The 23677-nt window shown below is 72.1% G+C and carries 17 protein-coding genes and 2 riboswitches; of the genes, 9 read left to right on the top strand and 8 right to left on the bottom strand.

Going from position 1 to position 23677, the window contains the following annotated elements; translation table 11 throughout:
* The coding region (locus tag O3W51_RS13805) for a cell division protein PerM (protein WP_269285950.1) at positions 1–1173 on the bottom strand (1173 nt) is incomplete at its 3' end.
* 779 nt (positions 1174–1952) lie between these two features.
* On the opposite strand from O3W51_RS13805, the gene O3W51_RS13800 reads away from it, so the two are divergent.
* Positions 1953–2825: an RNA polymerase subunit sigma-70 gene (locus O3W51_RS13800; RefSeq protein WP_138352983.1), complete on the top strand. Its 873-nt coding sequence runs from the start codon at positions 1953–1955 to the stop codon at positions 2823–2825.
* A 131-nt stretch (positions 2826–2956) separates the two neighbouring features.
* Here O3W51_RS13800 and sucD read toward each other — a convergent pair whose 3' ends face one another.
* From sucD to O3W51_RS13775, 5 genes are all read right to left on the bottom strand, one after another.
* A complete protein-coding gene (sucD, locus tag O3W51_RS13795; RefSeq protein ID WP_138352982.1) occupies positions 2957–3841 on the bottom strand; it encodes a succinate--CoA ligase subunit alpha in 885 nt (294 codons plus the stop codon).
* A 19-nt stretch (positions 3842–3860) separates the two neighbouring features.
* Positions 3861–5036, bottom strand: a complete 1176-nt coding sequence (sucC, locus tag O3W51_RS13790) for an ADP-forming succinate--CoA ligase subunit beta (RefSeq protein ID WP_138352981.1) — start codon at positions 5034–5036, stop codon at positions 3861–3863.
* 210 nt (positions 5037–5246) lie between these two features.
* Positions 5247–6422: a VWA domain-containing protein gene (locus tag O3W51_RS13785; protein WP_138352980.1), complete on the bottom strand. Its 1176-nt coding sequence runs from the start codon at positions 6420–6422 to the stop codon at positions 5247–5249.
* On the bottom strand, positions 6419–8914 hold the full coding sequence (locus O3W51_RS13780; protein WP_443048282.1) for a DUF5682 family protein: 2496 nt from the start codon (positions 8912–8914) through the stop codon (positions 6419–6421). Before O3W51_RS13780 ends, O3W51_RS13785 begins: the two co-directional genes overlap by 4 nt.
* On the bottom strand, positions 8911–10053 hold the full coding sequence (locus tag O3W51_RS13775; protein ID WP_138352979.1) for an ATP-binding protein: 1143 nt from the start codon (positions 10051–10053) through the stop codon (positions 8911–8913). The genes O3W51_RS13780 and O3W51_RS13775 overlap by 4 nt, the downstream gene beginning before the upstream one ends.
* Positions 10054–10180: 127 nt before the next feature.
* Here O3W51_RS13775 and O3W51_RS13770 point away from each other — a divergent pair, with 127 nt between their 5' ends.
* Both O3W51_RS13770 and O3W51_RS13765 read left to right on the top strand, forming a co-directional pair.
* Positions 10181–11497 carry an SWIM zinc finger family protein gene (locus tag O3W51_RS13770; RefSeq protein ID WP_138352978.1) on the top strand — a complete coding sequence of 439 codons (1317 nt, stop codon included), beginning with the start codon at positions 10181–10183 and terminating at the stop codon, positions 11495–11497.
* A 54-nt stretch (positions 11498–11551) separates the two neighbouring features.
* A complete protein-coding gene (locus O3W51_RS13765) occupies positions 11552–13168 on the top strand; it encodes a DUF5691 domain-containing protein (protein WP_138352977.1) in 1617 nt (538 codons plus the stop codon).
* A gap of 67 nt (positions 13169–13235) precedes the next feature.
* Here the strand turns inward: O3W51_RS13765 and O3W51_RS13760 are convergent, their stop codons facing one another.
* Complete coding sequence (locus tag O3W51_RS13760) at positions 13236–13649, bottom strand: cobalamin B12-binding domain-containing protein (protein WP_138352976.1); 414 nt, start codon at positions 13647–13649, stop codon at positions 13236–13238.
* A 302-nt stretch (positions 13650–13951) separates the two neighbouring features.
* Here O3W51_RS13760 and O3W51_RS13755 point away from each other — a divergent pair, with 302 nt between their 5' ends.
* Both O3W51_RS13755 and O3W51_RS13750 read left to right on the top strand, forming a co-directional pair.
* Entirely contained in the window at positions 13952–14845 is an 894-nt protein-coding gene (locus O3W51_RS13755) for an esterase/lipase family protein (protein WP_269285937.1), read from the top strand.
* Positions 14846–14973: 128 nt separating this feature from the next.
* Positions 14974–16509: a M23 family metallopeptidase gene (locus O3W51_RS13750; RefSeq protein ID WP_198357072.1), complete on the top strand. Its 1536-nt coding sequence runs from the start codon at positions 14974–14976 to the stop codon at positions 16507–16509.
* Between the two features lie 54 nt (positions 16510–16563).
* Here O3W51_RS13750 and pcrA read toward each other — a convergent pair whose 3' ends face one another.
* A complete protein-coding gene (gene pcrA / locus O3W51_RS13745) occupies positions 16564–19017 on the bottom strand; it encodes a DNA helicase PcrA (RefSeq protein WP_138352973.1) in 2454 nt (817 codons plus the stop codon).
* A 233-nt stretch (positions 19018–19250) separates the two neighbouring features.
* Positions 19251–19424, top strand: a riboswitch (cyclic di-AMP (ydaO/yuaA leader).
* Between the two features lie 6 nt (positions 19425–19430).
* On the opposite strand from pcrA, the gene O3W51_RS13740 reads away from it, so the two are divergent.
* The 4 genes from O3W51_RS13740 (at position 19431) to O3W51_RS13725 (ending at position 23486) form a co-directional block, all read left to right on the top strand.
* Entirely contained in the window at positions 19431–20585 is a 1155-nt protein-coding gene (locus O3W51_RS13740; RefSeq protein WP_138352972.1) for a C40 family peptidase, read from the top strand.
* Positions 20586–20788: 203 nt separating this feature from the next.
* Positions 20789–20953, top strand: a riboswitch (cyclic di-AMP (ydaO/yuaA leader).
* Positions 20952–22004, top strand: a complete 1053-nt coding sequence (locus tag O3W51_RS13735) for a C40 family peptidase (RefSeq protein WP_306664929.1) — start codon at positions 20952–20954, stop codon at positions 22002–22004. Its footprint overlaps the riboswitch before it by 2 nt.
* 4 nt (positions 22005–22008) lie before the next feature.
* Entirely contained in the window at positions 22009–23004 is a 996-nt protein-coding gene (locus tag O3W51_RS13730) for a DUF4129 domain-containing protein (protein ID WP_138352970.1), read from the top strand.
* Positions 23001–23486: a hypothetical protein gene (locus O3W51_RS13725; RefSeq protein ID WP_138352969.1), complete on the top strand. Its 486-nt coding sequence runs from the start codon at positions 23001–23003 to the stop codon at positions 23484–23486. The genes O3W51_RS13730 and O3W51_RS13725 overlap by 4 nt, the downstream gene beginning before the upstream one ends.
* The last annotated feature ends 191 nt before the right edge of the window (positions 23487–23677 follow it).

Genomic DNA, 23677 nt, shown 5'->3' with positions numbered 1-23677 from the left:
GCCGGGGCGGGGGACGGCGCCGACCCCGGGGGCGGGGCCCGGCTCGTGGTGGGGGGGGCGCTGAACCGCCGCGGCGGCGCCGCCGACGAGCCAGGCCGCGCAGACCCCGGCCAGCACAGGAAGACCGAACACCGCCCAGCTCAGCGGCGTGGCCCCGGGCGCCGGAAGCGCCGCCAGCAGCGGAAAGTTCGGCAGAACGTCAGGCCCGGATCCGGGCCCCAGCCCGGCCGCGCCCAGCCCGGACGCGCCCAACCCGGCCGGAGCCACAACACTCCCGGCGCCCACGGCGAACCCCGGCCCCAGCGCATACGACGCACCCCACACAGCCATGTTCGGCACCAGCGCCAGAGCGACCAGCAGCACCGCACACCGCCCCGAGAGCGGAGCGCTGAGCTGCGCGAACGAATGTCCGACCAATCGTTCATGCCAGACGAGCGAGGCCCCGCCGAGCACCGCGCCACCCCCGACGAGCACGGCGGTGGAAGCCGCGGCGGCACGGAGGGCGGCCGGCAGGCCGCCTTCCGGAAGGGTCAGCCACCGCGGCAGCGAGAGTTCGTCGAGCCAACGGCGTACCGCCCGGGGAAGCGCGACCGCAGGTCGCCCGCACCCGGACCACGCGCCGGCCCCGGCCGCCAACGCGGCCACGACCGGCAGATGGAGCAGCGCGCTGAGCGGAACGCTGCGCACCTGCCCGTAGGACGTGTAGAGCACGGCGGCGACGCCGACCAGCAGATATCCGGCGACGAGCCAGCCCGCGGCGGCAGCCGCGACCCGAGGCTCCGTCCGCACACCGGAACCGTCACCGACGTCACCCTCCCCTGACCCCTCGGGAGGAGCAGCCGCATGCGCCGCGGCCCGGTACAGCAGCCACCCGGGCAGCACGGTGAGCAGCAGGGGCGTGACGCCGATCGGGGCGGGCAGCCCGGACAGCGTGTCGGTCCGCGACAGGCACGCGCCGTGGGCCAGCAGCCACAGATCGGCGGCGATGCGCAGAGCGCCGTCGAGTCCGCTGTCCGGGAACGGTGCGCTGATCCACAGGAAGAGAACGGTGACGGCGAGGGCCCCGAGCCCGAGGCCGGCCGCGACCACCCCGCCACCGAACGCGGCGGCCGCCGCGGATGCGCGGCGGGAGTTCGCGGCACGCTCGGGCAGGCCGGGAAGGTGGTTCGTCATGTGGGTCACGTCGACCCATGGTGCCAAGAACACACCGATTTGAGGCGGTAGCGGGCGAACGCCCGCCGTGTCGCGCAATATGACTTTATGCGTCTTTTCACACAATCGTGCGTACGGGGATTCGAAGGCGGTCGGAGCGGCTGTGTGAGGTCGGGCACGTGACGGCGCGGAAGGCGGCGAAGCAGGCCTCTACCGCCAAGAAGGCCGCGAAGACGGTGAAGACCTCGGCCGAAGAACGTCCCCAGCGCGCCAGGACCCGCACACGCGCCGGCTCACCGGCGCCCAAGCCCCAACCAAAACCCCAGCCCAAGCCCCAGCCCAAGCCGGATCCCCAGCCCGAGTCCCAGTCCCGACAGTCCCCGTCCCAGCCCGCCTCCCCGTCCCCGTCTCCACCCCCCTCCGCACCCAGGACGAATGCTCCCGAGTCTTCACACCTCGTCACCCGCGCGGCCCGGCCCGCCGTTTCCCCTGCCGAGCCGGCGCCCATCGCGCCCCTCCCCGAGCGCCCGGAAGTCGCCGTCAAGCGCGCTCCCAAGCCGGCCAACACCCCCCAACGGCGTGCGAAGGCGCGCCCACCGGCGATCCCTGTGGCCGCCGACCCGACGCCTCCGCCACCGCCGGCACCACCGCGGACGCCGAAGCCCAAGCCATCACCACCCCCGCCACCCGTACCTACCGCTCCGAGGGCACCGACCACACCGATCCCACCGGCCCCGACCGCACCGACCTCACCAGCCCTGTATCCCGAGGCCGCCTTCGACAGTCTGTACACGCACAGCGTGAGCGGCCTCGTGCGGCAGGTGGACCTGATCACCGGGAATCCGGGCTTCGCGCGGCATGCCGTGCGCCGCGCGTTCGATCTCGCGTGGCAGCGGTGGCCGGAGGTCGCGGCGGATCCGGATCCGGTCGGCTGGGTGCGCGCGGCGGCGTACGAGTACGCGCTCGCGCCGTGGCAGCAGTGGGTGCCGGGGCACCGTACGCATCCACGGGCCGCCGCGCGGACGCTGCGCGGCTCCGAACGGGACGGCGCGGTGCGGGCGGCGGTGCTGCGGCTGTCGCCTTCGCAGCGGCAGGCACTCGTGCTCTACGACGGGCTGGGGCTCGATCTGCCCGTGGCCGCGGCCGAGAGCGAGGCGAGCACGGTCGCGACGGCGAGCCGGATCACTCAGGCGCGGGCGGCGCTGAGCGCGGCCGTCCCGGAGCTGGGCGACCAGGCACCGGCACGGCTGAAGGCCATCCTCACGGAGCCGGAGCAGGACGCGGAACCAGACCCGAAGACGGGTACGGGAACGGCTGGCACCCAAGAGGTCCCGGCGGCCCGGGTACGCGTTGCGAGCGAGCGGGGCGTGCGCCGCAGGACGCTGTCCGCGGTGGCACTGACCGCGCTGATCGCCGGGGCGACGGGCGCCGCGCTGGTGGTGACGTACGACCGCGTCGGCGAACTGCCGCACCGTACCCAGCCGACGCCGGTGACCGCACCGCCCTCCGCCACTCCGGGGCAGGGCGTACCGGAGGCGGGCCGCATCGGCCGACCGGGCCCCGCCAAGCCCACCCAGCAGACGACCGCACCCAGCAAACCCGTCAAGCCCACCAAGCCCAACAAACCGGCCGAATCTCCCGCACAAGCCCCCCGTTTGCCCCCTGAGCGCTGAGCCGCCCAGGGCCGCACAGGGTCGCACCGGCGGCGGCACCGGCCGCACAAAGCAAACGCGGGCCCGCCCCCCGAAGGGGACGGGCCCGCGTCGTCACGCGTGACGGCCTCTCAGCCGTCAGCAGACGAACGTCAGCCCGCGAGGATGGCGCGCGCCAGGCGAGCCGTCTCCGACGGGGTCTTGCCGACCTGGACGCCGGCGGCCTCGAGGGCCTCCTTCTTCGCCTGGGCGGTGCCCGACGAACCGGAGACGATGGCGCCCGCGTGGCCCATGGTCTTGCCCTCGGGGGCGGTGAAGCCCGCGACATAGCCGACGACCGGCTTCGTCACGTGGGCCTTGATGTAGTCCGCGGCCCGCTCCTCGGCGTCGCCACCGATCTCACCGATCATGACGATCAGGTCGGTGTCGGCGTCCGCCTCGAACGCGGCCAGCGCGTCGATGTGGGTGGTGCCGATGATCGGGTCGCCACCGATGCCGACGGCGGACGAGAAGCCGAGGTCACGGAGCTCGTACATCATCTGGTACGTGAGCGTGCCGGACTTCGAGACCAGGCCGATACGGCCCGGCTTCGTGATGTCGCCCGGGATGATGCCGGCGTTGGACTGACCCGGGGTGATGAGACCGGGGCAGTTCGGGCCGATGATGCGGGTCTTGTTGCCCTTGGCGCCGGCGTGCGCCCAGAACGAGGCGGAGTCGTGCACCGTGATGCCCTCGGTGATCACGACGGCCAGCGGGATCTCGGCGTCGATCGCCTCGACGACGGCGTCCTTCGCGAACTTCGGCGGCACGAAGATGACGGTGACATCGGCACCGGTCTTCTCGATCGCCTCGGCGACGGAACCGAACACGGGCACCTCGGTGCCGTCGAACTCGACGTTCGTGCCGGCCTTGCGCGGGTTGACGCCGCCAACGATGTTGGTGCCGTCCGCAAGCATGAGCTTGGTGTGCTTCATGCCCGTGGCGCCGGTCATCCCCTGGACGATGACCTTGCTTTCCTTGGTCAGGAAAATAGCCATGGTGTGGTGACCTTGTCCCTTACTTCGCAGCCGCGAGCTCGGCGGCCTTGTCGGCCGCGCCGTCCATGGTGTCCACACGCTGCACGAGCGGGTGGTTGGCGTCGGTCAGGATCTTGCGACCCAGCTCCGCGTTGTTGCCGTCCAGGCGGACGACCAGCGGCTTGCTGACGACCTCACCCTTGGACTTGAGCAGCTCCAGGGCCTGGACGATGCCGTTGGCGACCTCGTCGCACGCGGTGATGCCACCGAAGACGTTGACGAAGACGGACTTGACGTCCGGGTCGCCGAGGATGATCTCCAGGCCGTTCGCCATGACCTCGGCGGAGGCGCCGCCACCGATGTCGAGGAAGTTGGCGGGCTTGACGCCGCCGTGCTTCTCACCGGCGTACGCGACGACGTCGAGGGTGCTCATGACGAGACCCGCGCCGTTGCCGATGATGCCGACCTCACCGTCGAGCTTGACGTAGTTGAGGTTCTTGGCCTTGGCCGCGGCCTCCAGCGGGTTGGCGGCGTCCTTGTCCTCAAGGGCCGCGTGGTCCGGCTGGCGGAACTCGGCGTTCTCGTCGAGCGAGACCTTGCCGTCGAGCGCGATGATCTTGCCGTCACCGGACTTGATCAGCGGGTTGACCTCGACGAGGAGGGCGTCCTCCTTGATGAAGACGGTCCACAGCTTCTGCAGAACGTCGGCCACCTGGTCGGCGATCTCGGCCGGGAACTTGGCCGCGGCGACGATCTCGGCGGCCTTCTCCGGGGTGCAGCCCTCGTTGGCGTCGACCGGAATCTTGGCCAGCGCGTCCGGGTTCTCCTCCGCAACGATCTCGATCTCCACGCCGCCCTCTACGGACGCCATGGCGAGGAAGGTGCGGTTGGTGCGGTCCAGCAGGAAGGAGACGTAGTACTCCTCCGCGATGTCCGCGGTCTCGGCAAGCATCACCTTGTGGACCGTGTGGCCCTTGATGTCCATGCCGAGGATGGCGTCGGCCTTCGCGACCGCGTCTGCGGGGTCGGAGGCGAGCTTCACGCCGCCGGCCTTGCCTCGGCCACCGACCTTGACCTGCGCCTTGACGACCGCACGGCCACCCAGACGTTCGGTCACCTCACGAGCCGCCTCGGGCGTCTCGATGACTTCACCGGCCAGCACCGGTACACCGTGCTTGGCGAAGAGATCCCTCGCCTGGTACTCGAACAGGTCCACGCGCGTCCGTCCTTGGTGATCGCGGTTTGTTTTCTACGCGAACGTGCCGATACGGGAAGCGTGACTACGCGGTCACAAGGAGGGCGCACACGGTCACCGAAGTACGCGGCATGTCCGTCTCGCAGGTTATCCCCGTGGGACGTAGGTCCCTAAATCGCAGGTCACATGTGAGCGGTGAGAACGGTCACAGAGCGCGTTGTCAGGCTCGCGTCAGGCTTCTGGTACGGGCAGCGCCCGTTTCTCTATCGCGGCGGCCATCACCTCGGGAAACAGGTCCGGTGTGCAGGCGAAAGCGGGGGCTCCGAGCGCGGCCAGCGCGGCCGCGTGCTCGCGGTCGTAGGACGGCGCGCCCTCGTCCGACAGCGCCAGCAGGGCCACGAACTGCACTCCCGCGCCCTTCATGGCTGCCACCCGTTTGAGCATCTCGTCCCGGATCCCGCCCTCGTAGAGATCGCTGATGAGGACGACCACCGTGTCCGCCGGCCGGGTGATCAGGGACTGGCAGTACGCCAGAGCGCGGTTGATGTCGGTGCCGCCACCGAGTTGTGTGCCGAAGAGCACATCCACCGGATCGTCCAACTGGTCCGTCAGGTCGACCACCGCGGTGTCGAAGACGACCAGCTTGGTGTCGATGCTCCGCATCGAGGCCAGCACGGCCCCGAACACGGAGGCGTAGACGACGGAGGCGGCCATCGAACCGGACTGGTCGATGCAGAGCACCACGTCCTTCTTCACCGCCTGCGACGCCCTGCCGTACCCGATCAGCCGCTCGGGCACGATCGTGCCGTGCTCGGGGAGGTAGTGCTTGAGGTTGGCGCGGATGGTGCGGTCCCAGTCGATGTCACGGTGCCGGGGGCGGCTGATCCGCGCGGACCGGTCGAGGGCGCCGGTCAGGGTCGCGCGGGTGCGGGTGGCGAGCTTCTTCTCCAGGTCCTCGACGACCTTGCGGACCACGGCCCGCGCCGTCTCCTTCGTCGTCTCCGGCATCGCCTTGTTCAGCGACAGCAGCGTGCCGACGAGATGCACGTCCGCCTCGACGGCCTCCAGCATCTCCGGCTCCAGAAGCAGCGCCGCCAGCCCGAGCCGGTCGATCGCGTCCCGCTGCATCACCTGGACGACGGAGGACGGGAAGTACGTACGGATGTCGCCGAGCCACCGGGCGACCTGCGGCGCGGAGCCGCCGAGACCGGCCGTCCGGCCGGCCTTGCCGTCCGCGCCGCCGCTGTCCCCGCCGTAGAGCGCGCCGAGAGTGCGGTCCATCGCCGCGTCCCGTCCGGTGAGGTCGCGGCCGGTCCCGTCGGCGGCCCCTCCACCGAGCACCAGCCGCCAGCGGCGCAGCCGTTCATCGGCGGCCGTCGTCCCTCCGGTCGTCGTGTCGTCGGTCATCCGTTCTCCCCCGTCGTGCCGGACCCCGTCGTGCCGGATCCCGTCGTGTCGGATCCCGTCGTGCCGGACCCCGTCGTGCCGGACCCCGTCGTGCCGGACCGGTCGGACCGCCCGGCATCGTCTGCGAGCCCTTCGTCCGTGTGCCCCAGCAGCAGCCGCAGCACCGGCAGTGCCGCCGCGACCCGCTCCTCGTCGAACCCGGCGCCGAAGCCCGGCACCGCCTCCCCCGCGGCGGCCGCGGACCGGCCCGCGGAGCCGCCGCGTCTGACCAGCTCGCCGACGGTGCGGCGGACGCCGGACTCGAACTCGCCGAACGTGCGCCGCAGCAGCGGCAGTACGTCGTTGAACGCGGCGGTCGGTACCGCGGCGAGCCAGCTGTCGACCAGCGCGAGCAGCCGCTCGTCGTGGATGAGGAGCATGCCGCCGCCCGCGAGGAAGCCCTCCAGCCACGCCGCGGCCTCGGCCGACGGCGTCCCCGGTGACAGGGCGAGCGCCATCAGCCGGGCGGCGGCCTCCTCGTCGAGCCGTCCGTCGTCCGTCAACAGCCGGGTGGCGCTGCCGCGCAGCAGCCCCGGTATCGCCCCGTCGCGCTCGGCGATGCCCCGCAGCATCACCGCCCACCGGTCGAGGAGGCCGTCGGCCTGCAAGAGGCCGATCGCCCGGTGCGCCGCCTCGGCGTGGCCGCGCATCTCAGCGGCGCCGTCCGCGTCCAGCCCGACGCAGGCGGGCGGCAGCCCGATGCAGACCCGTTCCGCCAGCCCCTCGGCGACCTTGTGGAGCGCCGCGGAGTCCGTACCGCGCACATCGCCGTAGCGGGCGGACCGTACGAGGGCGGGCAGCGCCTGGGCGAGATGGCCGACGTCGGTCTCCAGGGCGGCGCGGTCGGCCAGCACCCGCATCACGACCGGCAGCGCGTCCGGTAGCCCCGCGACCAGGCAGCGTTCGGCGAGCGCGGTCACGTCGGCGAGTGCGGCGGCGTGCACCGCCCCTTCCTCGGCCTTCGCCGTCGCCGCGGAGAGCAGCGTCGTGCCCCAGACCCCGGCCTCGGCGACCCGGATCGCCAGTTCCGGCTCCCAGCGCAGCCGCCAGCTCTCCCGGAACGTCCCGGTCCCGGCGCGCGAACGGACCTGCTCCCCCCAGTCGATGCCCTGCAGCCGCAGCCGGTGCAGCAGCCGGCTGCGGCCCGCGTCGGTCTCCTTGCGCAGGTCCAGTTCCAGCTCGCGTTCCAGCGCCTCGGGCTTGAGCCGGAGCCTGCGCTGCTCCCGGGTCAGATCCCTGGCCAGCGGCACGGCGGGCGCGCTGTCCGGCACTTCGCCGAGGACGTCCCCCACGACGAGGCGGTCCCTGATGAGGGCGAGCGGTACGTCCGAGCCGTCGCACATCACCGCCCGTATCGCGTCCGTCGTCTCGCTCAGGCCGGCGAGCGGGCGGCCCCGCATGGCCGCGAGGGTGTCGGCGAGCCGCACCGCCTCGATGACATGCGCGGAGGAGACCGGCAGGTCCTCGGCACGGAGCAGCCCCGCGACCTTGGTCATCCACCGGGTGACAGGCCGGTCCCGTGCCCCGAACAGATGCCCGTACCAGCCGGGCGAGTCGATCCCCGCGCCGTATCCGCTGTGCCGCGACAGCCGTCGGTGCGTCCACGGCACCCACGTCATCTCGACCTTCACCTTGGGCAGCCCCCTGAGCAGCTGGCGGTCCGCGGTGGCGGTCACCGGCCGGGCGAGCGCCGGGACGTGCCAGGCTCCGCAGACCACGGCGACACGGTCGTGCGTCCGCCGGGCGTCCCGGATCCGCAGCCGCATATGGGCCTCGCGCGCCGGGTCGTCCGCATGGCCGCCGTCGCCGTACAGCTCGCGCAGCGCGCCCATCGCCTCGGCGAGCGCGGCGAACGGTGCCAGTGGGTCGGCACCGCTGCTGCTCCGGTGTTCGACCGCGTCCTCCCACCAGCGCTCCGGGTCGTCGTACCCGGCGGTTTCCGCGAGCACGGCCAGCGGGTCGATACGCAGCGCCTGGACCGCCTCGTCGCCGTCCGAGGATCCGTCATCCGGGGATCCGTCATCCGGGGATCCCTCGCCGGGGGGTTCGTCCTGCTCGTCCGGTGTCGTGCGCAGGGCGAGGGAATGTGCGGCGGGCAGGTCGATGAAGGTGACCGGTACGCCGTGCCCGGCGGCCCACCGGATCGCCACCCATTCCGGCGAGAACTCCGCGAAGGGCCAGAACGCGGCCCGCGCCGGGTCGTCCAGGACGTGCGCGAGCAGCGCGACGGGCGGCCGCATGCCGTCCTCGGCGGCGAGCCCGACGAGCGGATCGGCCTCCGGCGGCCCCTCGATCAGCACCGTCCCCGGCCGGTACGCGTCGAGCGCGGCGCGCACCGCCCGCGCGGAGCCCGGTCCGTGGTGCCGCACCCCGAGCAGGGCGACCCCGGACGGCCCGGCGGCGGGCGGCACCGCAAGTGGTGCGCCGGATGTCATGACGTCCGGCGCACTCATGCGCTCGCCTCCCGGCAGGCGCGGTAGAAGTCCTTCCAGCCCTCGCGCTCGCGCACGACCGTCTCCAGGTACTCCTGCCAGATCACCCGGTCGGCGGCCGGATCGCGGACGACCGCGCCGAGGATGCCTGCCGCGACATCGCCCGCCCGCAGCACCCCGTCGCCGAAGTGCGCCGCGAGCGCCAGGCCGTTGGTCACCACCGAGATGGCCTCGGCCGTCGACAGCGTGCCGGACGGCGACTTCACCTTCGTCCGGCCGTCGGCGGTCACACCGGCGCGCAGCTCCCGGAAGACGGTGACGACCCGGCGGATCTCGTCGGCGCCCTCGGGGACGGCCGGGAGGTCGAGTCCGCGGCCGAGCTGGTCGACCCGGCGGGTGACGATGTCGATCTCGTCCTCCGCCGAGGCGGGCAGCGGCAGCACGACGGTGTTGAACCGGCGGCGCAGCGCGCTGGACAGCTCGTTGACGCCACGGTCGCGGTCGTTGGCGGTCGCGATCAGGTTGAAGCCCCTGACGGCCTGGGTCTCCGACCCCAACTCCGGTATCGGCAGTGTCTTCTCGGAAAGGATCGTGATGAGGGAGTCCTGCACATCGGCCGGTATCCGGGTCAGCTCCTCGACCCGGGCGATCCTCCCCTCGGCCATCGCCCGCATCACCGGGCTGGACACCAGGGCTCTGCGGCTCGGGCCGTTGGTGAGCAGCTCCGCATAGTTCCAGCCGTAGCGGATGGCCTCCTCCGGCGTGCCGGCCGTGCCCTGGACCAGCAGGGTGGAGTCACCGCTGATCGCCGCGGCGAGATGTTCTGACACCCACGTCTTGGCGGTGCCCGGCACACCGAGCAGCAGCAGCGCCCGGTCGGTGGCGAGGGTGGTGACGGCGACCTCGACGATGCGCCGGGGACCGACGTACTTGGGCGTGATGACGGTGCCTCCCCCAGACTTCGTCCGGGAGGTGCCCCCAGGCAGCGTCCCACCGAGGATGTACAAAGCCACCGCCCACGGCGAGAGATTCCAACGGGACGGCCGCGGACGGTCGTCGGCCGCCGCGAGGGCCTTCAGTTCATGGGCGAAGGCCTCCTCCGCGTGCGGCCGCAGAGCACCTTCCGGAGCATCCTCGATGTCGGTGGGCATGACTGCCATGAATCCCCCTGTCCAGTCCCGCGGAACCCCTCGGTCCCGCGGTGATTTCCACCATGCACCACGCCACTGACAACGGGTGAAGCCGCAGGTCGGACGCATTGTCAGTGGCGGCACCTACGGTCGTGTCATGGAGGAACGGTGGACTACGGATCAGGTGCTGGCGCTCGCTCCTGACGCAGCGTCACAGAAGGCCGGGGCCAGGCTCGCGATGCCCGCGTCCTGGTCCGGTACGGGTACGGCGGAGGCCGCGGTGTGGGGTCTGTGCGCAGGCAGCGGCAGCAAGCCGTACCGGACGGTCGTGGACACGAAGGGCCCCGGCTACCAGTGTGCTTGTCCGAGCCGCAAGTTCCCGTGCAAGCACGCGCTCGGGCTGCTGCTCCTGTGGTCCGAGGCGGCGGGCGGCGCCGTCGGGCCGGCGGTGGCGCCGGACTGGGTGACCGAATGGCTCGACAGCCGGCAGGAACGGACCAGGGCCGCCGCCTCCGGGCCGGCGAAACCCGCCGACCCGGAGGCCGCGCGGCGGCGTGCCGAGCGGCGCGCCCAGCGGGTGACGGCGGGCGTGACGGAGCTGGAGCAGCGGCTGACCGACCTGCTGCGCGGCGGCCTGGCCGGCGCCGACCGGGAGGGCTATCAGAAGTGGGACGAGATCGCGGCCCGGATGGTGGACGCCCAGGCACCGGGACTGGCCACCCGGGTCAGGGAGTTGGGCGCCGTCGCCGCCGGTGGCGGTGACTGGCCCTCGCGGCTGCTGGAGGAGTCCGCGTTGCTCCATCTGCTCACCCGGGGCTACCTCGGCGAGCAGCGGCTGCCCGGCCCGCTGGCCGCCACGGTGCGCACCCGCGTCGGGTTCACCACGGACGCGGCCGAGCTGCTGGCCGGGCCTACCGTCCGGGACCGCTGGCTGGTGCTCTCCCAACTCGACACGTCGGACGACCGGCTGACCACCCGTCGGATCTGGCTGCACGGCGCCCGGTCCGGCCGGGTCGCGATGCTTCTCTCCTTCGGCGCCGCGGGCCGCGCACCGGAACTGGCGCTCCCGCTCGGGCTGAGCCTTGACGCCGAGCTCGCCTTCCACCCGTCGGCCCGGCCGCTGCGTGCCGTGCTCGGCGAGAGCCACGGCCCGGCCGCACCCGGCCCGGTGCCGGCCGGGGTCCCGGTCGGCCCCGCCCTCGCCGCCTACGGGGCCGCCCTCGCGGACGACCCGTGGCTCGACGCCTGGCCGGTCGTCCTGTCCGGTGTCGTCCCCATACCCGGCTCCGATGCCGGCGGCTGGCAGCTCGCCGACGCCGACGGCCAGGACGCGCTGCCGATCGCCGGCCGCGGCCCCTGGCGGCTCGCCGCCGTGTCCGGCGGCCACCCCGTCACGCTCTTCGCCGAGCTCGGCCACACCGGCGTCCGCCCCCTCACCGCCTGGGGCCCGGACGCCACCCCCGTCCCGTTGTAGGGCCTGACCCGGTCCGGGCCCACGGCGGGCGCCATCGAGGAGGAACGCGGAGGAATGATGAACGCCAGCTGGACCGACCTGGTCGGGAGCGCACTGCTCGGCACGGACCGCCGCAGACCGCCGGCGTCCGGCGGCCCGCACCCGGCCCTGGACCCGGCGACCGAGCTGCTCGACGCGGCGGCGATCGGCACTGTGAGCCGTCGTGCGGGTCTACGGCCGGCCGCGGCACGGGAGCGGCCGGCGCCCGCCGCGCCGGACGGGCGGCCGGTGCTGCCCGAGGCGGCACGCCGCAGGCTGGGGCTGCTGCTGGCGGACCGTTCGGCGGGCGGCGGCTCGTCCGGAAGGCGTGGCACGGCCCCGAACCTCGCCGAGCTGCTCCCGCAGTGGCTCGCCGCGGCGGGTCGGTACGGCTATGCCGCGCCGCCCGCCCTGCTCCCGGACCTGCTGGACGCCGCCCGCGCCAGAACGGATCTGCGGGCCGACGCCCTGGCGCTGGCCGGGCCCCGCGCGCTGTGGCTGGCGGAGCTGAATCCGGAGTGGCGGTTCGCTTTGCGGGCCGGGGTCAGGGGCCTGGAGCCGGCGGCCGGGGATCCCGCGGCGATCCGGCAGCTGTGGGACGAGGGCCTGTTCGCCGAAAGGGTGGCGCTGCTGACCCGGCTGCGCGGCCAGGACGCATCGGCCGCACTCGCGCTGCTGCGGTCGACGTGGACCGGTGAGCGGGCCGAGGACCGGCTGATGTTCCTCGATTCGCTGCGCGCCGGGCTGTCACCCGCCGACGAGCCGTTCCTGGAACAGGCGCTGACCGACCGCAGCCGCAATGTCCGGGCGACCGCGGCCGAGCTGCTGTCCGCGCTGCCCGGCTCCGCGCTGGCCGCCCGGATGGCCGAACGGGCCCGCAGCTGCGTCTCGCTCGGCACCGGGGAGAACGTGGCGGGGATCGGCATCCTCGTGGAGGCGCCGTACGAGTGCGACGCCGCGATGGAGCGGGACGGCGTCGCCCCGCATCCGCCCACCGGTCGCGGCGAGCGCGCCTGGTGGTTCGGTCAGCTGGTGGAGGCGGCGCCGCTGGCCACCTGGACGGCCCGTTTCGGCGGCCGCGATCCCGAGGAGATCATCGCGCTGCCCGTGGCGGACGACTGGCAGCCCGATCTGCACGCCGCCTGGTGCCGGGCCGCGGTGCGCCAGCGCGACCCCGCCTGGGCCCGCGCCCTGCTCGGCCCCCCGCCGGCGCCCGCGTCACCGGTCGCGGCGGTCGGCGACCCGGCCAAGCTGCTCTCCATCCTGCCGGAGGAGGAGCGCGCGGAGTGGGTGGCCCGGTTCATCGCCACCCATGGGCTGTCCGAGGCGTTCCAGATGCTCGGCGTGTGCGCCGTCCCCTGGGCCGGGCCGCTGGGCCGGGCCGTGGTCGACGCGCTCGACATCGCGCGGGACGCCGGCAGCTATCCATGGAGTTTCAGCGGGGTGATGGGCCTGGCCGAACGGTGTCTGGACCCGGCGGAGGCCGAGCGGCTCACCGTCCTGACCGCCGCGACCGAAGAGCCGGACGACGGGTCGCCCGGAGCGGGCAGCTACTGGGCGGAGGCGTTCCAGCGGCTGGTCGGCACGCTGCGGCTGCGGGCCGTGATGCTCGCGGAGCTCGAACCGCCGGCGCCGGCCGCCCCGGCCTCATGATCCGGCCGGGGGGCGGAGCGGCGGGCTTTCCGGGAGCCGCCTCCCGGGAGGCGGCTCCCGGGAGGGATCAGGCTTCGGCGCCCTGGCGGACATTGGCCCGGACCCAGGCCACCGCGTCCGTGGTGGGCGTGCCGGGGGTGAAGATCTCGGCGACGCCGAGTTCCTTGAGGGGGGCGATGTCCGCCTCGGGGATGATGCCGCCGCCGAAGACCTTGATGTCCAGGGCGTCACGGTCCTTCAGCAGGTCCAGGACCTTCGCGAAGAGCGTCATGTGCGCTCCCGAGAGGATGGAGAGCCCGATCGCGTCGGCGTCCTCCTGGATCGCGGTGTCGACCACTTGTTCGGGGGTCTGGTGCAGGCCGGTGTAGATGACCTCCATACCGGCATCACGCAGCGCTCTGGCGATGACCTTGGCCCCGCGATCATGACCGTCGAGACCCGGCTTGGCCACCACCACGCGGATCGGACCGGACACTCCCATCACTGCCTCCATGACATTGCCGGCGCCATCGCCGGCCGAGCGGGACCTCAAGTGGGACCGAGTGTGAACGAACGTTATCTCCAGCATCCCGCACCCGACAGTTTCGCGGTGCGGAGCGAGGGGGAAATCACACGGTGGGACACGTTCGCAACACGTTGGGCCTGCCGCCGCCCTCCGTTCCACCGGAGGTGGCCAGCGGGCCCGATGGGTTCCCGGGGAGCCGGGGTCCGCTGTACGGCTCTCCGGACTAGGGCACACGGGGGACGGAGCTGTCTCCCGTCGTGCCGCACGGGAGGTGGGCCATGAGCGCCCTGTCGTTCGGAACCGTCGCCACGGGCCGCTGGCTGCGCAGCGCGGTGGCCATTCGCGCCGCGGTTCTCGAGCTCGTCATCCTGACCGGCCATCTCTTCCTCTATCCGACCGGCATCCTCCCCGAGCGCGACCGGCCCGACGCCGGCACCGGCCCCTCCGCCGACCCGGACCACGACCCCCACACGGACTCGCACAGCGGCTCGTACACGGAAACGGACGCGGATTCCGGTACGGCACGACTGCGGGCCGTCGCGGCCGCACACCCTCCCGTTCTGCTGCTGCACGGCTTCGTCGATAATCGTTCGGTATTCACCCTTCTCCGCCGCTCCCTGCGAAAGCACGGCTGGACGCACGTCCAGGCTCTGAATTACTCCCCGCTGAGCTGCGACATCCGTACGGCCGCCGCGTTGCTCGGCCGTCATGTCGAGCAGATCTGCGAACAGACCGGGCAGCGGCAGGTGGACATCGTCGGCCACAGCCTGGGCGGTCTGATCGCCCGCTATTACGTACAGCGTCTCGGTGGTGACAGCCGGGTACGCACGGTGGTGACGCTGGGAACGCCGCACTCCGGCACCCGCGCCGTCCCGCTGCTGACGCCGCACCCGATCGTGCGGCAAATGCGCCCCGGTTCCGATCTCATGAACGAATTGACGGAACCGGCCCCCGGTTGCCGCACGCATTTCGTCGCCTTCTGGAGCGACCTGGACCAATTGATGATCCCGGTGGAAACCGCCCGCATCGACCATCCCGACCTGCTGGTACACAATGTGCAAGTCGCGGGAATCGGGCATCTCGCACTGCCGGTGCACGCCGCCGTGGCCGCCGGAATCCGGCAGTCCCTGACCGGCGAGGAGCTCGCGGTGGGGGCCGAGAACGCGGCATAGCCGTCGAATTCAATTCGAACACAAGGCATTGTCCGGATCCGGAGCCTGCCGAAGATTGTCGCCGTCGGGGGTAGGGGGCTACAGTCACCGCTAATTCTCCTGCTGCCGAGGCGAAAGAGAAGTAGGCGGTGAACGATCGTCACCCGTCGGGGTACGCCCCCGACTACGGTGCTTACGGCTACGACCCTTATTCAACGGGCTCGTACCAGAACATCGGCACCACCTTCGCGGACGGCGATCCGCTCTTCGGAGCGATGACCGGCACCGCGGACACGGGCGCCACGGGCAGCTATGCGTTCGTCCCGCAGCCGGCGCAGCACGGCTACGACGCGTCCGTCTCCGAGACGGGCAGCTACGACGCGAGCGGCTTCTGGCAGGCCCAGACCGGCAGCTACCCCACGTACCCCGAGCAGTCCCAGCAGCAGCCCCACGTCCCGGCCCAGCCGCAGCCGCAGTTCCACCAGCAGGAACAGCAGCAGCCGCAGCAGAACTGGGACTCCGGCCAGTACCCGGCGTACGGCTACAACGCCCCTGGTCAGGACACCGGCAGCTACCCGACCGGCACCTACGACGCGATGTCCTGGGACACCGGCGTCTACACCGTGCCCGCGCAGGCCGCGCCCGTCGAGCACACCTACGCACCGGAGCCCGTACCCGGATACGCCGGCCCGTCGGCCGAAGCACCGCACTACGGGAACGGGAACGAGTACGAGAACGGGTACGGCGCCGACTACACCACTCAGTTCGCGTACGAGCCGGAAACGGCGCCCGCGCACGAGTCCGGACCCGACGCCGACCTCCACCTCGATCACGACCTGGACCCCGCACTCGACCTCGACGCCGAGACCGGGTCCGAGACCGGGTCCGAGACCGGGTCCGAGTCCGAGACCGAGACCGATGTGGTCCACGTCCCGGCGGCCCCGCGCGGCGGCGGGAGCGGCTGCCGCCGCAAGCGGCCCGCGAAGCGCTCCGCGCTCCTGACCATCGCGGTGCCGTCCGTCGCGGTCATGGGTGTGGCGGCCTGTGCCGCCGCGGCCATCAGCGACGTGCCCGGCGCCCATGCGACGACGCAGACCGAGGCCTCCGGCAAGACCGCCACGAACGCGCCCGTCTCGAAGCTCGACACGCAGCTCGCCGGAGTCACCTCCGACGCGGACGACTTCGCGACCCGCGCCAGCCGTACGCAGGAGCGGATCGACCTCAAGGACCGCGAGGCCGCAGCGAAGAAGGCGAAGGCCGACGCGGCGGCGCGCAAGGAGGCCCTGCGGCCGAAGTTCCTGCTGCCGGTGTCGGAGCGCGGACTGAGCGCGTACTACGGCCAGTCCGGCGTCAACTGGATGGCGCTGCACACCGGCATCGACTTCCCGGTCGACACCGGCACTCCCGTGTCGTCCGTGACCGACGGCACCATCCGCACGCAGTGGAACAGCTCCTACGGCAACATGGCCATAGTGACCGCCGCCGACGGCACCGAGACCTGGTACTGCCACCTCAGCAGCACCAAGATCCGCTCCGGCTCGGTCAAGGCCGGCCAGGTCATCGCGTACTCGGGCAACACCGGCAACACCACCGGCCCGCACCTGCACCTCGAGGTCCGGCCGCACGGCGGTACGCCGATCGACCCGCTGCCGTGGCTGCTGGCCCACGGGCTCGACCCCCGCTGACCGCACTCACCCGACCCGCCTCCGGCCCTCGCCGGAGGCGCGCGAGGCCCCCCGTCAGAGCTTCTCGACCGGCGCGTACCGCAGCAGCAGCCGTTTCGGCTTCTCCTCGCCGAAGTCGACCGTCGCCTGCGCGTCGGACCCGGTACCGCTGACCCCGACGACGGTTCCGAGGCCGAACTGGTCGTGCGTGACCCGGTCCCCGACCGTCAGCGCGATCACCGGCCGGTCCGTGGCACGCCGGGTCGCGAAGCCCTTCGGGCCCGCCTTGGCGCGCGAGGACGACAGCGACGACGCGGCGGCCGACATCGCGGCCCCCGGCGCGGCCACCGGGCCGGTCCGCTTCCAGTCGATCAGCGTGGGCGGGATCTCCTCCAGGAAGCGCGAGGCCGGGTTGTACGAGGGCTGGCCCCACGCACTGCGCATCGTCGACCGCGTCACGTACAGCCGCTCGCGCGCCCGTGTGATGCCGACGTACGCCAGTCGCCGCTCCTCCTCCAGCTCCTTGGCCTGGCCCAGGGCCCGCATGTGCGGGAAGACCCCGTCCTCCATGCCGGTGAGGAAGACCACCGGGAACTCGAGGCCCTTGGCGGTGTGCAGCGTCATCAGCGTTATGACGCCGCCCCCCTCCTCGTCGTCCGGGATCTGGTCCGAGTCGGCGACCAGCGCGACGCGCTCCAGGAACCCGGAGAGGGTGCCGGGCTCCGCGTCCTCGGCGGCGGCCCGCTCCTGCTCGAACTCCAGGGCCACGGCGGCGAGTTCCTGAAGGTTCTCGATACGGGTCTCGTCCTGCGGGTCCGTGGAGGCCTGGAGCTCCGCCAGATAGCCCGTGCGCTCCATCACCGCTTCGAGGACGGTCGCGGGACCGGCACCCGACTCGACAATGGTGCGCAGCTCCTCCAGCAGCTCGTTGAACTTCCTGACCGCGTTGGAGGAGCGGGCGGCCATGCCGTACGCCTCGTCGACCCGGCGCAGCGCCTGCGAGAAGGAGATCTTCTCGCGCAGCGACAGGGCGTCGATCATCGCCTCGGCCCGGTCGCCGATACCGCGCTTGGGCACGTTCAGGATCCGGCGGAGCGGGACGGTGTCCTCGGGGTTCGACAGCACGCGCAGGTACGCGAGGATGTCGCGGACCTCCTTGCGCTCGTAGAAGCGCACCCCGCCGACGACCTTGTACGGCAGCCCGACGCGGATGAAGACCTCTTCGAAGACACGGGACTGGGCGTTGGTCCGGTAGAAGACGGCGACGTCACCGGGGCGGGAGTCGCCCGCGTCCGTCAGCCGGTCGATCTCCTCGGCGATGTACTGCGCCTCGTCGTGCTCGTGGTCGGCGACGTAGCCGGTGATGATCGGGCCGTCGCCAGCGTCGGTCCACAGGTTCTTGGCGCGGCGGCCGGCGTTGCGCTCGATGACGGCGTTGGCGGCCGTGAGGATCGTCTGCGTGGAGCGGTAGTTCTGCTCCAGCAGGATCGTCGTCGCCTGCGGGTAGTCCTCTTCGAACTGCAGGATGTTGCGGATGGTGGCACCGCGGAAGGCGTAGATGCTCTGGTCCGCGTCACCCACCACGCACAGCTCGGCGGTGTGCTCGCCGGTGCCGACCAGCTCGCGGACCAGCGTGTACTGGGCGTGGTTGGTGTCCTGGTACTCGTCCACGAGGACGTGGCGGAACCGGCGCCGGTAGTGCTCGGCGACGTCGGGGAACGCCTGGAGCAGGTGCACCGTGGTCATGATGATGTCGTCGAAGTCCAGGGCGTTGGCCTCGCGCAGCCTCGCCTGGTAGAGCGCGTACGCCTCGGCGACGTGCTTCTCGAAGGGGTTCTCCGCCTGCCGGGCGTAGTCCTCCTCGTCGATCAGCTCGTTCTTGAGGTTCGAGACCTTCGCGCTGAACGCCTTCGGCGGGAACTGCTTGGGGTCGAGGTCCAGGTCCCGGCAGACGAGCGCCATGAGCCGCTTGGAGTCAGCGGCGTCGTAGATCGAGAAGCTGGAGGTGAAGCCGAGCTTCTTGCTCTCGCGGCGCAGGATCCGCACGCACGCGCTGTGGAAGGTCATGACCCACATCGCGTTGGCGCGCGCGCCGACGAGGTCGCCGACGCGTTCCTTCATCTCGCCCGCGGCCTTGTTGGTGAACGTGATCGCGAGGATCTCGCCCGGGTGCGCCCCGCGGGTACCCAGCAGATGCGCGATGCGGTGCGTCAGCACCCGCGTCTTGCCGGATCCGGCGCCCGCGACGATGAGCAGCGGCCCGCCCGCGTGCACGACGGCGGCGCGCTGCTGCTCGTTCAGCCCCTCCAGGAGCTGCGCGGGGTCGACGACGGGGCGGGCGGCCCCGTCCCGGTAGTACGCGTCCCGGCCACCCTGCGGGGGCTCGTTGAAGCGCCCGCCGAAGAGGTCGTCCGCGGCATCGTCCGGCCGGTGCGCGGACCCGTGCTCCGGGGGCGGCGGGACGGATTCCGACGCGTGGTCGGGGGCCTGGAGGTCGGCCAGGAAGCTGTCGTCAAAGAGGCTGCTCATCGCTTCCCGAGTCTAGGCGCCCCCACTGACACCTCACACTCCGCTTGGCGGAGTCCGTCCGGACGTGGACCGATCCTGAAAGAGTCGTCACTCTCCGCGACCGGATCCGACCGCTGCGCACAGATCACGAAATGGTTTCGGGCCTATCGGACACCGGTCTTCCCACCGGACACGAGAGTTGGCTACCGTGCCGGCCAGGCGGTCCGTCCTCCACCTCGGCAACACGCCGTCACGGACCGTCTCCGCTGAGTGCGGCCGAGAGGCCGCAGCCGGGGACCCACTGGAACCACTGGGGTGAATCGGTCCGCACGGATGTTCCGCAGAGGACGTTCCGCACGAACCGTAGGGCGACCTTCCGACAGCCCGAACCCGACAGCTAACCCGGTAAGCGGTTTACGGAAGGACTTCCCGCCTTGGCGTCGCACCGCAAACCCCGCCCCGGCATACGCGCCGGCCTGCTCACCACGACCGGCCCCCGCGCGGCCGTCGGTCTCACGGCGGCGGCACTGGCCACCGTCACCCTGCTCGGCGAGACCGCGAGCGCGGCACCCGCGCAGCCGCAGCCGCCCTCCATCGAAGAGGTCCAGGCGAAGGTCGACGCGCTCAACCACGACGCCGAGGTCGCCACCGAGCGCTACAACGGCGCGAAGGAGCAGGCCGACCAGCAGAGCTCCAAGGTCGAGGCGCTGCTGAGCCAGGTCGCGCAGCGGACCGAGTCGCTCAACGACGCGCGGCGCGTCCTGGGCCAGTACGCGGCCGCCCAGTACCGCAGCGGCGGCGTCGACACGACGAGTACGTTCCTGCTCTCCGCCGATCCGCAGCAGTTCTTCGACCAGACGCACCAGATGAAGCGGATGACCAGCAACCAGAAGGAAGCCGTCGAGAACTTCCGCACCCAGCAGGCCACGACGACGCAGAAGCGCTCCGAGGCCGTGAAGGGCCTCGACGCGCTGAACGCGTCGCGGACGAAGCTGGCGACGGAGAAGGAGACCGTCAAGGAGAAGCTCGCGGCGGCGCAGACCCTCCTCAACACCCTCACCACGCAGGAGAAGGCGCGGCTGGCGGCGCTGGCGGCCAAGAAGGCGGAGGAGGACCGCAAGCGCGCCGCGGCGATCGCCGCGAAGGAGAAGGCCGCACGGGACGCCGCCGCCAAGGAGGCCGCGAAGACCGGCTCCGGGACGACGCCGGGGACCGGCGGAACCGGTTCGCACAGCACCGCGTCGCAGGCGGAGAAGGCCATCGCCTTCGCCCGCAACGCGATCGGCAAGCCGTACGTGTGGGGCGCGACGGGTCCGAACTCGTACGACTGCTCAGGGCTCACCCAAGCGGCCTGGAAGGCGGCCGGCGTCTCCCTGCCGCGCACCACCTGGGACCAGGTGAAGGCCGGCGAGCGCGTCTCGATGTCGGACCTGCGGCCCGGCGACCTGATCTTCTTCTACGACGACATCAGCCATGTCGGCCTCTACATAGGCGGCGGCAACATGATCCACGCCCCGCACACCGGCACGGTCGTCAAGATCGCACCGATCACCCAAATGCCGGTTTACGGCGCTTCCCGCCCTTCCTGAGTCCCCCGTCCCGAATGTCACGGATCGACAGACGGACCGACAGGTCCCGGCTGTCGGCCCGCCATTCGGACGGACGGTCACAATAGGTAAGGTAACGAAGCGATTTCGCTCACCTTCTGATGGAAACTTCCCAAGAGTCACTCAAGTTGACTACGGTGGCCCGCTAGGCAGCTCGTTCCACAAGCCGGCGCAGTGCCGACGGCGAGCTGCCTCCGCTGAATCCGACCGCAAGGCCGGAACCGGGGACCCACGCGCACGACTTGGGGTGAATCGGGGCGAACGTCCGCACAACGGACGCGAGCACCGTAGGGCGGCCTTCCATCGCCCGAACCCGTCAGCTAACCCGGTAAGCGGTCCACGGAAGGAATGTCTGCCTTGGCGTCGCACCGCAAACCGCGCCCGCGAATACTCGCCTCCACCGGCCCGCGTGCCGTGGTGGGCCTGACGACGGTGGCGCTGGCCACTGTGACTCTGCTGAGCGAGTCCGCGAGCGCCGCGCCCGCGAAGCCCTCCATCACCGAGGTCAAGGCGCAGGTCGACGACCTCCGCGAAAAGGCCGAAGCCGCCACGGAGCACGTCAACGCGGCGAAGGAGAAGACCGACCAGCAGCGCGCGAAGGCCGATCTGCTGCTCGCCGAGGTCGCGAAGAAGACCCAGAAGCTGAACGACGCGCGGGAGACCCTGGGCCAGTTCGCCGCCGCCCAGTACCGCGAAGGCGGCGTCGACCAGACCACCGCCCTGCTGCTCTCCGACAACCCGGAGAAGTACCTTGAGCAGTCCCACCTCGTGGACCGTGTGTCGGCCACGCAGGAAGAGGCCATCAAGGAATTCCGCACCCAGCAGACGGCCGCGACGACCGAGCGCGCCAAGGCCGCCGCGAGCGTCGCGGACCTGGCCGCCGCGCAGACCAAGCTGGCCGCCGAGAAGAAGACCGCCGCGGCCAAGCTCGCCGACGCGCAGAAGCTGCTGACCAGCCTCACCGCCGAGGACCGCAAGAAGGTCGCCGCGCTGGACACCCAGCAGTCCGGCAGCGCCAACAGCGCGTCCTACACGTACAACGGCCCCGCCAGCGGCCGCGCCGCGCAGGCCATCGCCTTCGCCCTCGCCGCGCGCGGCAAGCCGTACGTCTCCGGCGCCACCGGCCCGAACTCGTACGACTGCTCGGGACTGACCCAGGCCGCGTACCGCTCGGCCGGCATCAGCATCAGCCGCACCACGTACACCCAGATCAACGACGGCACGCGCGTCTCGCAGTCCGAGCTGCGCCCCGGCGACCTGGTGTTCTTCTACTCCGGCATCAGCCACGTGGCCATCTACCTGGGCAACGGCGAGATCGTGCACGCCCCGCACCCCGGTGGTGTCGTCGAGGTCGGCAAGATGAGCTGGATGCCGTTCGCCGGCGCTGTGCGACTCGCCTGACACCTTGGCCCGGATCACCGGTCGGCCGGTCCTCCTGCTCGCCACCGCCGCGATCGGCGGTCTGGTCCTCGCGGCCGGTGCGCTGCGAGCGGGTGGCGGCCGGTCGGTGCTCGATCCGCCGGACGGCTCGGGCCCGCTCTCGTACCACGGCGGGTATCTGCTGCTGCTGGCCCTGGCGTGCGTGGTGGGCGGCGCGCTGCTCGCCGCGCGCTACCGCCGGGCCGTGCAGCACATCGACAGCCCGGACCCGGTGGCCGAACGGCTCAAGGACGCGGCGCTCCTGCTGCTGACCGCCGCCACCGCGGTGGTGCCCGTCGCCGTGCTGCTGAGCCACCGGAGCAGCCCGGCCGGCACGGAGCCGCGGACCGACCAGAGCCTCCCCACGGAGACGGCGAGCGGGCCGCCCGTCACCGAGGCACCGACACAGCCGCCGTCCTCCACCGGGCAGGCGACCGCCGGATCGTCCTTCGATCTGTTCCATCTGCTGCTCGTCGTCGGAGCGGTACTGGCCGCGGTCGTGGTCGTCGTCGCGCTCGTCCGCTGGCTGCGCTGGTACCTGGCGGGCAAGGCCGGACCCGGCCTCCAACTGATCCCCGGCAACCCGGACAGCGCCGAGAGCGCGCTGGCCGGCGCCGTCGACTCCGGCCGCCGGGCCCTGCACGGTGAGGACGCCCGTGCCGCGGTGATCGCCTGCTACGCGGCGATGGAGACCACCCTCGCCCGGTCAGGGATCGCCCGGCTCGAATCCGACAGCCCGACGGACCTGCTGCACCGCGCGGTCGCCGGCGGGACGCTGACCGGGACCGCGGCCGGGGACCTGACCCAGCTCTTCCGCGAGGCGCGGTACTCCAGCCACCCGATGGACGACGGCCATCTGCGGCGGGCCGGCACCGCCCTCGACACGATCGCGGCCCAACTGGCCGCCGTGGAAGCCCCGGAGGCCGTGCCAGCCGTAGGAGTAGCGACCACCGGCGACCGGGCCCCGGCGGGCGACCGGTGACCCCCGGCTCCACGCGCCACACGCTGCTCGTGCTCGGCACGGTCGCGGCCGGCACCGAGGCCGCCCTCGCCCTGGCCGGCGGATTCGCCGCGGCCGGCACCGGCGCCGTGCTCATCGCGGCGGTCGCCCTGCTCACCGCCCGCTACGCGACGGGCTTCGACTCCCAGGACCACGGCTACCGCAGACCGGTCCGGCTGCTGGGCAGCAGAACACCCCGGCTGGGCGACTGGGGCCGTGCGGTCGCCCAGGGGATGTCGTCCGAGGACGGTTTCACCCACACCCTGAGACCCGGCCTCCAACGCCTGTACGCGGCCCGGCTCGCCGAACGGCACGGGATCTCGCTGCGCGCCCAGCCCGACCGGGCCGCCGCCGTCGTCGGCCCCGAGCTGTGGCCCTGGATCGATCCCCACCGGCCCGCCCCGGAGGGCACCATCCCGGCACAGGTCCTGCGGGCCGTCGTCGACCGCCTCGACGAGCTGTGACGGTGACCGCCGACCCCCTCGGAACCACTGAACCGCCGAACGTCCTCCCAGGAGCACCGTGACGACCATTCAGCCGGCCCAGCCCGCCGCTCAGCCCAGTTCCGCCCAGGCCCCTTCCGCTCAGCCCAGTTCCGCCCAGGCCACTTCCGCCCCGGCCCCCGCCACCAAGGTTCCTGCTCAGGCATCCGCCG

Source organism: Streptomyces sp. H39-C1 (assembly GCF_027158125.1).
Lineage (GTDB): Bacteria > Actinomycetota > Actinomycetes > Streptomycetales > Streptomycetaceae > Actinacidiphila > Actinacidiphila fildesensis.
This window is presented reverse-complemented; position numbering and strand designations above follow the sequence as displayed.